The organism is Polaribacter cellanae (assembly GCF_017569185.1).
GTDB classification, from domain to species: Bacteria; Bacteroidota; Bacteroidia; order Flavobacteriales; family Flavobacteriaceae; genus Polaribacter; species Polaribacter cellanae.
This window is the reverse complement of record NZ_CP071869.1, coordinates 3,638,186-3,648,984: the sequence shown is the minus strand read 5'-3', so window position 1 is coordinate 3,648,984 and position 10,799 is coordinate 3,638,186. Positions and strand designations below refer to the sequence as shown.

The window sequence follows — 10,799 nt, the reverse complement described above, 5'->3', positions numbered from 1 at the left end:
ATTATTCTATTTCTTCAAAATCTACATATTCGCCAACAGAATCTTTACTTTGTTGGTTCTTTGTCGGTTTTTTGTCTATTACAGTTTCCCCTTCTCTAACCACTTCCTTTTGTTGTTTAGTTCGAAACTGCTCTTCTGCTTTTTTCTGCATAGTTTCTGCAGCTTTTTTAATTAAAACTGGTGCAAAAAGTCTTGCTAGGAATTTAAAACCGTAATAAAAAGCGAGTATAATAAGGATTGTTTTAAGTAAACCCATCTAAAATTAATATTTAAAAAATCAATCAAAAATAACAATTTGAGTACAATTGACACGTTAACATCTTATAAAACTTTCACAAACCTAAAAAAGTAGGTAAAGCTTTTTAAAAATAGCATTTTTGTTCTATGTTTGTGTTGCATGCTAAAAACGATTTTTAAACCTTTTTCATCTTATATGAACCATTGTAAAAAAACTCTTTTTCTACTCTTTTTTCTGTTTGGTTTTCATTCGTTTTATGCACAATATACTAATGTTATTAACTCTAATAAACCTGGTTTTTCTGAGAGCCCTTATAGTGTTGGAACTGGTGTTTACCAATTCGAAAGTAATTTGTTTTTTCGAAATACAAGTATAGAACGTACTTTTTCTAGACCACAATCTTTTGGGGTTGATGTACTTTTTAGAACCAGTTTTTTTCTTGAAAGATTAGAATTAAATACGCAATTCTCTTATCAAAAAGATAAAGTTGCTTTTAAAAATATTTTTACGTCTCATTATTTTACTTCTGGTTTTGGAAAAATGACCATTGGAGCAAAATATTTGGTGTATCAACAAGCATATGAAGATAAAAGCAAAGAAGTTAGAAGCTGGAAAAGAAGACACGCTTTCGACATGAAAAGACTTATTCCTTCTGTTGCTGTTTACTTAGGAATGAATACCGATTTTGTAAACGACATCTATAAAACTGGGAGTATTACACCAAAAGTAGGTATCTTACTTCAAAATAATTTAACCAAAGATTTTAACTTAATTACCAATGTATATTACGATAAAATTGGAAGCGATTTTGCAGAATTTTCTTATATAATTACTGCAACTCAAAATTTTAGCGACCAATGGTCTGCTTTTTTCGAAAACCAAACCGTTTTTCAAAAATACCAAACCAACACCAATTTAGGAACAGGTTTGGCATATCTTTATAGTAGAGATTTACAAATAAATGCTTCTGGAAGATTGTTATTAGAAGGAAGAAGTAAAGGCTTTTATGCTGGTTTAGGCGTTTCTTACAGAATTAATAATCACAAAGATTCTTACACAGAGTTAGACGAAAATGGGCAAGCTCTAAAAGACACACCAATTACAAGATATAACAAAAAACAAAATAGTTTTTTTAACAGGCTTTTTAGTATTTTTAAGAAGAAAGAGAAAAGCACGAGAACCAGACCAAAAAGAAGCAGAAAATCGAAGTCTAAGGACAAAAAAGGTGGTTTTTTCTCTCGTTTATTTGGTAAGAAGAAAGAGAAAACAAAGAAAGAAGAAACAGAAATCGAAAAATTAGAAAGAGAAATAAAAGAGCTGGAAAAAGGAAGAAAAGAAAAAGAAGAAAAAAGGTAATAATTAGAAGCTATTTTTAAATGATTACACTAAAAAAAATAACTAATAAAAAGGAAATGAAGCAATTTGTTACATTTCCTTTTTCGCTTTATAAGGATAATAAATATTGGGTTCCCCCCATAATTAAAGACGAAATCGATAATTTCGACCCAAAGAAAAATCCTGTTTTCGAAAACGCAGATGCACAATTTTTTGTCGCTTTAAAAAATGGTGAAATTGTGGGTAGAATTGTGGCTATTATCAATTGGTTTGAAGTAGAAAAACAACAAATTAAGAAAATTCGTTTTGGTTGGTTTGATGTAATTGACGATATAGAAGTAACCAAAGTTTTGTTAGAAAAAGTAAAAGAAATTGGTTTAGATAATAATTTAGAATATATAGAAGGCCCAATTGGTTTTAATAATTTAGACAAAACTGGTGTTTTAATTGACGGTTTCGACCATTTAGGAACGATGATTACCTGGTACAATCACCCTTACTACAAAGAACATTTAGAGCAATTAGGTTTTGTAAAAGAAAAAGAATATTTAGAAAATAAATTTAAGTTTAAAAATGTAGATGCGACTTACTATAATAGAATTGCCAATGTTTTAAAAAGACGTTTTAAACTAAAAGCTTTAGATTTCACCAAAACAAAAGATATTTTACCTTATGTAAACGAAATGTTTAAAGTATTCGATAAAGCCTACTCTAAACTTTCTAGTTATGTTCCCATTTCTGATGCACAGATTGCTTTTTTCAAAAAGAAATATATCGGTTTTATAAATCCTGAATATATTAAATTTGTTGTTGATGAACATAGTAAACTAGTCGCTTTCGCAATTGTAATGCCATCATTTTCTAAGGCTTTGCAAAAATCGAAAGGAAAATTACTTCCCTTTGGATTGTTTTATTTATTAAATGCCAGAAAGAACGCGAAAGATGTTACTTTCTATTTGATTGGTGTAGATCCAGAATATCAAAATAAAGGCGTTCACGCAATTATTTTCGACCAATACACTAAAACTTTTGCAAAAAAAGGCATTGTAAATTGCATTCGAACACCAGAATTAGAAGACAATGAAGCAATTAAGAAAATTTGGGAAAATTTCGACCCTGTAACTCATAAAAGAAGAAGAACTTATAGGAAAAGTATTTAAGTTGGAGATGGGAGTTGGAAGTTGGAAGATGGAAGTTGGAAGTTGGGAGTTGGAAGTAAAATTTTTAAACAATTGTCATTTCGACTTTTTCCGAAATTTCGGGAGAGAAATCTCAACTTTGAAACCTTGAAACCTTGAAACCTTGAAACTCTGAAACTCTGAAACTCTGAAACTCTGAAACTCTGAGATTTTAAAACAAAAAAAATCCCTAATTTTAAACATTAAACAAAGAATATCGAACCAATAATCATGCAACTATTTTATAATTCAGACATTTCTACAAAAACACCACAAATTACGTTCGATAAAATTGAAAGTAAACATATTGTGCGTGTTTTACGTAAAAAAGAAAATGATGTTTTAAAAATTACCAACGGAAAAGGTTTTCTGTTTGATGTTAAAATTATTGTTGCCAGTGATAAAAAGTGTTTGGCCGAAATTATTTCGTTTGAAGAAAAGCCAAAGCCTTGGTCTTATTATTTACATATTGCAATTGCACCCACAAAATTAAATGATAGAACAGAATGGTTTTTAGAAAAAGCCACAGAAATTGGTATTGATGAAATTACACCAATAATTTGCAGTAATTCCGAAAGACGCGTTGTTAAACTAGAACGTTTCGAGAAAATTATTCAATCTGCCATGAAGCAATCTTTAAAATTTACATTGCCAAAATTAAATGCTCCTGTAAAATTTAGAGACTTTATCAATCGAGATTTTAATGGTAAAGTTTGCATTGCACATTGTGAAGTAAATAGTGAGAAAAAAACTTTAAAAACTGTCTTACAACCTTCAGAAAATGTTACTATTTTAATTGGTCCTGAAGGCGATTTTTCTATGGAAGAAATTAATAAAGCCTTAGCCAAAAAATACATTCCTATTTCTTTAGGAGAAAGTAGGTTACGCACAGAAACTGCTGCTTTGGTTGCTGTAAATACGGTTTCGTTTATAAACGAATAAATTCTCTTTTTTTATCATTCCTGTGAAAATAGAAATCTATAATTAGCAGGTAAATAGCTCTTAATAATTTATTTAAGAAGCTACTTCTTTTATAGCTTTTTGTATAGCCTGTTTAGACTTTATTGGAGCTTACCTTGAGTGAAAGCAAAAGACGGAATGGAATATTACACGCTAAAATCTGTCCAGGGTTTTACAAATGAGTCCAGAATTTAAAAAGTACTGGAATGGTAGTTTATAATGAACTTATATTTTATAACACGCAAAATAATCAAAATAACGGTACCGTAACTTTTACTGAATTATCAGAAGCCAAAGTAATAGATACTTTTTGAGTGTAAACTATATAATGATATGGAAGATCAATTAAAGTAGCTAATGGAAAATTTAATCTATCAATAGACAGCAAAAAGAATTAAAAAAAGCAGTTGCTACAAACAACTACCTAGCAATTAAACACATAACATAAATTTATATACGCTGAACTTGTTTCAGTGTCTAATTTAACACCTTAAAACTACAAAAAAATTGCATCATAAAACTTCCTTTTCATCCCTAAAGCAGTCCAAAATTCCACAAATGAGTCCAGAATTTCTAAAATTACTAAAAAATATTTATTTTTAGATGACTGAAATTCAATTCATTAAAATTAAATGAGTCCAGAATTCCCCAAATCGTGGAATTCTGGACTCATAAAGTTTTCAAATAACATAATTTTACAATACAAACCTAAAACCCTATTGATTATGAAACAATTATTTTTAAAAACAACACTATTTCTTTTTGCACTTACTTTAAGCAATTGCGAAAACAACGACTCACAAGAACAATTGCCACCCATTACACAAACAGGTGCAAATACGTTTGGTGCTATTGTAGATGGAAAAATATTTGTAGCTAAAGATAAAGAAGGTTATTACCCTCCAGGAGGAGGAACCCCTAAAGGAATTGCAGTAACCGTAGGAAACTTTTTACCACAATACGAGTATTTTGGGATAGATGCAGCTGATTATGAAGATGTATATATATACCTAAAGAAATTCCAGAAGAAATTACTTATACTTTTCAAGTTAGTCCAGCAGTTAGATCTAGTCTAGAAACCCCTAGCTATTCACATATCTTTTGCAATATTAATGGAAATAAATATATAAGTTATGAAGATTCTGGTTCTATAACTTTTACTAAAGTAGATTATAGTAAAGGAATATATGCTGGTACTTTTAATGCAAAACTAAAAAATAAAGATAATCCTACAGATATAATAGAAATTACTGACGGAAGGTTCGATTTATAATCTACAAAACGAAATTAAGATAAAAAAGCAGTTGCTACAAACAACTACCTAGCAATTAAACACATAACATAACAAACATAAATTTATATACGCTGAACTTGTTTCAGTGTCTAATTTAACACCTTAAAACTACAAAAAAATTGCATCATAAAACTTCCTTTTCATCCCTAAAGCAGTCCAAAATTCCACAAATGAGTCCAGAATTTCTAAAATCACTAAAAAATATTTATTTTTAGATGACTGAAATTCAATTCATTAAAATTAAATGAGTCCAGAATTCCCCAAATCGTGGAATTCTGGACTCTAAAAGTTTTCAAATAACATAATTTTACAATACAAACCTAAAACCCTATTGATTATGAAACAATTATTCTTAAAAACAACACTATTTCTTTTTGCACTTACTTTAAGCAATTGCGAAAAAAACGACCCACAAGAACAGTTACCACCCATTACCCAAATTGGAGCCAACACCTTTGGTGCTATTGTAAATGGTAGCGTATTTATAACTAAAGATAAAACAGGATACTCACCTCCTGGAGGTGGTACACCAAAAGGCTTAGTAGTTACTGTAGGAAGTTCTTTACCTGACTATGAATATTTTGGTATAGATGCAAGAAATTATGAAGGTGTATATATATATATATACATACCTAAAAAAATACCTCAAGAGATTACTTATAGTTTCAAAAATAGTACAGGAGTTAGAGCAAGTTTAGAAAAACCTGACTTTCCACATTTATTTTGTAGTATCAATGGAAGCAGATATTTAAGCTATGAGAATTCAGGTTCTATAACTTTCTCTAAAGTTAACTTAAATAAAGGTATTTATGCAGGTACTTTTAATGTAAAATTAAAAAATATGGACGATGAAAAAGATATAATAGAAATTACTAATGGAAGATTTGATATCTAAACTATAAAGAGGGATAAAAAGCGGTTGCTGTAACAACCGCCAAAATGTTAAACATAACAAACACACAAATTTATTAATATTTAACACCGTAAAATTATGAAAAAAATTACACTTTGCATTTGCTTGTCTTTTATTGCATTGCAATTAAAAGCACAAACCACATTAGAAAAAAAAGCACAAACCACATTAGAAAACTACACAAAAGAAGTAGATGCTAAATTACAAAATATAGACAAAAGCCCAATTACTTCTAACATATTGTTAGATAGGGTTATTTCTGTTTCTAGTATTGTAGAATTTAACCAAGGTGCAAGACAAGATACCACCTCTTTTTCTCATTTTAAACAAGTATGGTATGAATTAAACAGAGCGTCTTACGTTCAAAATATACCCAAAATTGAAGTTTTTAATGATGAATTACTGAATAAAAATTACAATTCTAATACAATTCCCATAGGTATCATTAATACAGAGTTTCATTATGGCGATGCTGGTACTACACAAAACCCAAACATTCAATTTAATGCCACTACAAAAACTTTTAGTAATATTCCTAATAAAACACCTTTTATCAAAAAACAAACCACCATAATTAGCCCATTAATAGAAGAAGCTACAGGCAGTACTATACAATTTAAAACAGATGCCTATTTTAAATTACATAAGTTTGGTAAAAAAATTAAAACCTTACAATTACAAACCAATGGTAGCAATTTTACACTCATAAACAATTACAATTTTACCAATATCAATGCAACCACAACCTACACAACAAAAGGTATTAAAAACCTTAAGTTTGTAGCAACTTTTTCTGATAATACTAAAAAAACAAGTTATGGTAAGTTTTATTTAAATATACCAACTACCTATTTAGCAAAAAGTAATACATCTCCATTAGAAGAAATTTTTGCGGATAGCGATTTATATTTTCAAGGTTATGATGAAAACAAAGCTTACCAAGGTAAAAATGAATACCGAATTTATTATAATGATGATGCAAAAATTTTAGATAAACCCATTATTATTGTAGATGGTTTTGACCCAAGTGACACAAGAAAAATTGAAGAATTTGATGAAGGACATAATGAAAATGAACCGAGTATACTTGAGTTAATGAGCTATAAATTAAAAAATGGGGATAATGTAGAGTTAATAAATGACCTTAATAAATTAGGTTACGATGTAATTATAGTAAACCACCCAAAATATAAGGTAAGTGATGGTATTAATGGTAATAGAACCAAACAAATAAATGGTGGTGGAGATTATATACAACGTAATGCTTATGTACTAATTTCTTTAATAAGAAAATTAAAACAACAACAAGAGGGCAAAGAAAAAATGGTGGTAATTGGCCCAAGCATGGGTGGTTTAATTACAAGATATGCATTGGCATATATGGAGAAAAAACTAGCAGAAACAGGAGATCATACAAAATGGAACCACAATACTCGTTTATGGGTAAGTTTCGATTCACCACACCAAGGAGCCAACATACCTATTGGTACACAATATTGGTTGCGTTTTCATAGTTTCTTAGAAAAGGTTAAAGAAAATTTAGAGGTTAAAATAAATTCTGTTGCTGCCAAGCAAATGTTGGTACATCATCATTTATCTGGTAGAGAAACTCCACAAGGTGCACCTAATTTTAGAAACCGTTTTCAAAATGAATTAGATGCTTTAGGGACGCCTCAAAATTTACGTAAAATTGCTTTAAATAATGGAAGTATTTTAGGCGAAACAATTGGTATTCCTAGTCAAGAAATACTTAGTATGAAAATTAATCCTGATGTCGCGTCAAGAATAGTTGATATAATCTTGTTTGGTCCACTTTTAGATTTCGAAGGGATTCACTCTAATATTTATTTTACACCTAAAAAAAATACAAAAAGTTTAATTTTTGATGGTAGAGTGAGAGTTAGTACTTTTTTTATTAACTGGAGTATTTATAGAGAACGCCATTATACTAATTCTGATGGTAGAGGAAGTTATGATACAAGTCCAGGTAGTTTCTTTTACACTCAAAATATTATTTATAATGATGCCTTACCTCTTTCACAACATAGTTTTGATAATTGGCTTATGGAACTTTTTATAGAGCTAAAAAGAAGTATAAAAATAAAAGAACACAGTTTTATTCCAACAAAAAGCGCCTTAGCTTATACAGGTAGTAATGTTTTAGGTGAAACGATAGGTAATCAAAACAGAGTCTGTACAGGACAAACGCCTTTCGATAGTTATTTTGCACCCAATAAAAATGAAGAGCATATTACCTTAACAAAAGAGAATGTAGCTTGGTTAACAGAAGAAATAAAAGGTAATAAACAACTACCAATTCCAAACTCCACCACACCACATATATCAAACAGAGAGGCTTTATGTATAAATACAAAAAACAAAGTTACTTTCTATTTAAACGAATGTGCATCACCCAAAGCAACTTCTTGGGCAGTAAGCCCCGATTTGCAAATCGTAAGCACCACAGATTATACTGCAATTGTAAAACCTATTGGTAATAAAATAACAAATACGCCTTCAAAAGTTATAGCAACATTAGCTAATGGTAAAACAGTGGTAAAAGAAATAAGAGTTATAGGAGAACCCACCATTACATTTCCAGATACAAGCCTTCGAGATGCCATATTAGCAGGAACTTCAGCCGCAAATTACCCAAATGTAACCATTACAAACAAACATAGAATTCCTGTAGACATTAATTTTGCTAATAGAATAAATTGGAAGCACACCATTGAGATAAGAAATAAAGGTATAGAAAACAACTTACCTCCAGAATTTTATTACCCTTGTACAAAAAACCATTCACCTGCTACATTAGCTAGTATAATTTCAGCAAACTTTAAAGCTGCCACAAGTGTTAAAGATTTAGTACCATTGTTAAAACATCATTTTGTAAAAACTTATAAAATAACAGATATGAGTCCTAATTTAAATGAAAACACTCCTGAATCGTTATTGCGTGAATATGCATTAGAGCCTCAAGGATTTAGCCCAATAATTGAATTTGAAGGAAATGGTCTTATTGAGGTTGAAGTTACTGCTACTAACGAGTGTGGCTGTGCCACAAATACAAATGTATATAAAACACCCAAACCAAAACCTTTTTTCGATTTTACAATTTATCCAAACCCCATTAGAAGTCAACCAGGAAGTCAACAAATAGGAATTAATTTGACAAGAGGAAATACAGAAGACAATCCTGTAGAAAAAGTTAGTTGTTATGTTACTTTAACAGAGGTTTCTACAGGTAAAGATGTACTTAAACGTAGCTTTGTTTTCGATAAAAACAAACAGTTTGTTTTATTAGATATTGGAAAAGACCTTAGCTCAGGCACCACAACAACTTTACAATTAGCACCTCTAGATCCAGGTGTATATATTTTTAAAATATCCTCTGCACGTGGCAACGCTTCTAAAAAACTAATTGTTGAGCTATAGCATAATTACACCAGCAATTTAGAATAAAAAATATAAAACGTCATTTAAAAAAATTAATGGCGTTTTTTTTTGCTCAAAAAGAAAATCCTTATCTTGGCTATCGAAATGTATTGTAGCTTCATTTATTTTATTGGTAGGCTTATTCATATTCTAAATTATAAATTTTGTCTGTAAAAGAAATTTTTAATCTCTTCTTATTAATAAGTGCTTTACATGGTTTTCTATTTTGCTTTGTAATGCTGTTTTCGAAAAACGGAAGAGAGAAAAGTATGTTATTTATCAATTTATTGGTATTAACCATTTCTTTAAACAACATACAGTCTTGGATTCTCGCCAAAGACTTTTTTATAGAATATTTCTTTTTAGACTATATACACATTCCCTGGCATTTCTTAATTGCACCCTTCTTTTACATGTTTCTAATTAACTATTTAGAAATTGAAAAACGAAGTAAAAATTTGCTAAAAATTGTGTTGCCTATTTTTATTCTAATTATTACTATAAGAATTAGTTTTGTTTCCTTTTTTAGTGATAGAAATACAAAAGACATTGCCTATCTTTTCGAGAAATATACTTCTATCGAAGAAATTTTCTCTTTAATTATCTCGTTAATTATTTTTGGATATTCTTTTAAAATTTTATCTAAAAAAAAGAAATTATTTACCAAAATACTGTCTTACGATAATTTAAAATGGATTTATGCCTCCTTTAAATTAGGTTTGTTAACCTACATTTTTTGGATTATTGCATTGGCAATAACAGTCGCCTTAAATTTTAAAGAATTTATATACTCTTATTATCCATTAAGAGTTTTAACCACCATTTTAATTTATTGGATTGGTTACCAAGCATTATTGCAACTGCGTTTATTAAAAGAACGTAAAGACTTAAGAAAGCAATTAAACTTTACTCTTATTGCAGAAGAAAATAATATTATCGAAGAAGAAAAAGATTTCGATAAAAAATTAGTTTTTGATAAGATACAAAACCTTATCCAAGAAAAGAAGCTTTTTATAGAACCTAAATTAAATGCCGATTTTTTAGCAAACGAAGTAAATATTAGTTCTTACAAACTATCTACCTTAATTAAATTATTTACCGATAAAAACTTTAACGACTACATAAACGAATTCCGAATTGATTTAGCCAAAGAACTTTTAGCACACCCAGAATATAAAAACTATACCATTACTTCCATTGGTTTAGAGTCTGGTTTTAATTCAAAATCTTCTTTTTATTCGACTTTTAAAAAACATACTGGCGTTACTCCTGCTCAATATCAAAAATCTTTAGAGAGGTTAATGTTAACTTCTAAAAAAGAAGATTAATAAATTATTATCATTCAATTGTTTTATCGAATTTAATATTCAATTTTTAAATTTACTATAAATTATTTATTTTGAGATTTCTCCACAAGGTCGAAATGACGGTTTTATTAATGTA

9 protein-coding genes are annotated in these 10,799 nt (G+C 29.3%); 8 read left to right on the top strand and 1 reads right to left on the bottom strand.

Annotated elements, in window-relative coordinates; translation table 11 throughout:
• Position 1: 1 nt before the first annotated feature.
• The gene (locus J3359_RS16230) at positions 2-256 is read right to left on the bottom strand and encodes a DUF4834 family protein (protein WP_207971376.1); all 255 of its coding nucleotides are present in this window, start codon (positions 254-256) and stop codon (positions 2-4) included.
• A gap of 177 nt (positions 257-433) precedes the next feature.
• Between J3359_RS16230 and J3359_RS16225 the strand changes: the two genes are divergently transcribed.
• The 8 genes from J3359_RS16225 (at position 434) to J3359_RS16195 (ending at position 10,684) form a co-directional block, all read left to right on the top strand.
• Entirely contained in the window at positions 434-1,594 is a 1,161-nt protein-coding gene (locus tag J3359_RS16225; RefSeq protein WP_208078118.1) for a transporter, read from the top strand.
• Positions 1,595-1,614: 20 nt separating this feature from the next.
• Positions 1,615-2,733 (top strand): GTP cyclohydrolase, encoded by a 1,119-nt coding sequence (locus tag J3359_RS16220; RefSeq protein WP_208078117.1) that lies wholly within the window; start codon positions 1,615-1,617, stop codon positions 2,731-2,733.
• Between the two features lie 249 nt (positions 2,734-2,982).
• Positions 2,983-3,693, top strand: a complete 711-nt coding sequence (locus tag J3359_RS16215) for a 16S rRNA (uracil(1498)-N(3))-methyltransferase (protein WP_208078116.1) — start codon at positions 2,983-2,985, stop codon at positions 3,691-3,693.
• Between the two features lie 743 nt (positions 3,694-4,436).
• Positions 4,437-4,787, top strand: a complete 351-nt coding sequence (locus J3359_RS16210; RefSeq protein ID WP_208078114.1) for a Riean_0653 family protein — start codon at positions 4,437-4,439, stop codon at positions 4,785-4,787.
• The gene (locus J3359_RS18620) at positions 4,712-4,984 is read left to right on the top strand and encodes a Riean_0653 family protein (RefSeq protein ID WP_496559665.1); all 273 of its coding nucleotides are present in this window, start codon (positions 4,712-4,714) and stop codon (positions 4,982-4,984) included. Before J3359_RS16210 ends, J3359_RS18620 begins: the two co-directional genes overlap by 76 nt.
• Positions 4,985-5,342: 358 nt before the next feature.
• A complete protein-coding gene (locus J3359_RS16205; protein ID WP_208078112.1) occupies positions 5,343-5,900 on the top strand; it encodes a Riean_0653 family protein in 558 nt (185 codons plus the stop codon).
• Between the two features lie 96 nt (positions 5,901-5,996).
• Positions 5,997-9,356, top strand: coding sequence for an esterase/lipase family protein (locus tag J3359_RS16200; RefSeq protein WP_208078111.1), 3,360 nt, complete (start codon positions 5,997-5,999; stop codon positions 9,354-9,356).
• A 164-nt stretch (positions 9,357-9,520) separates the two neighbouring features.
• Positions 9,521-10,684: a helix-turn-helix domain-containing protein gene (locus J3359_RS16195; RefSeq protein ID WP_208078109.1), complete on the top strand. Its 1,164-nt coding sequence runs from the start codon at positions 9,521-9,523 to the stop codon at positions 10,682-10,684.
• Positions 10,685-10,799 lie beyond the last annotated feature (115 nt).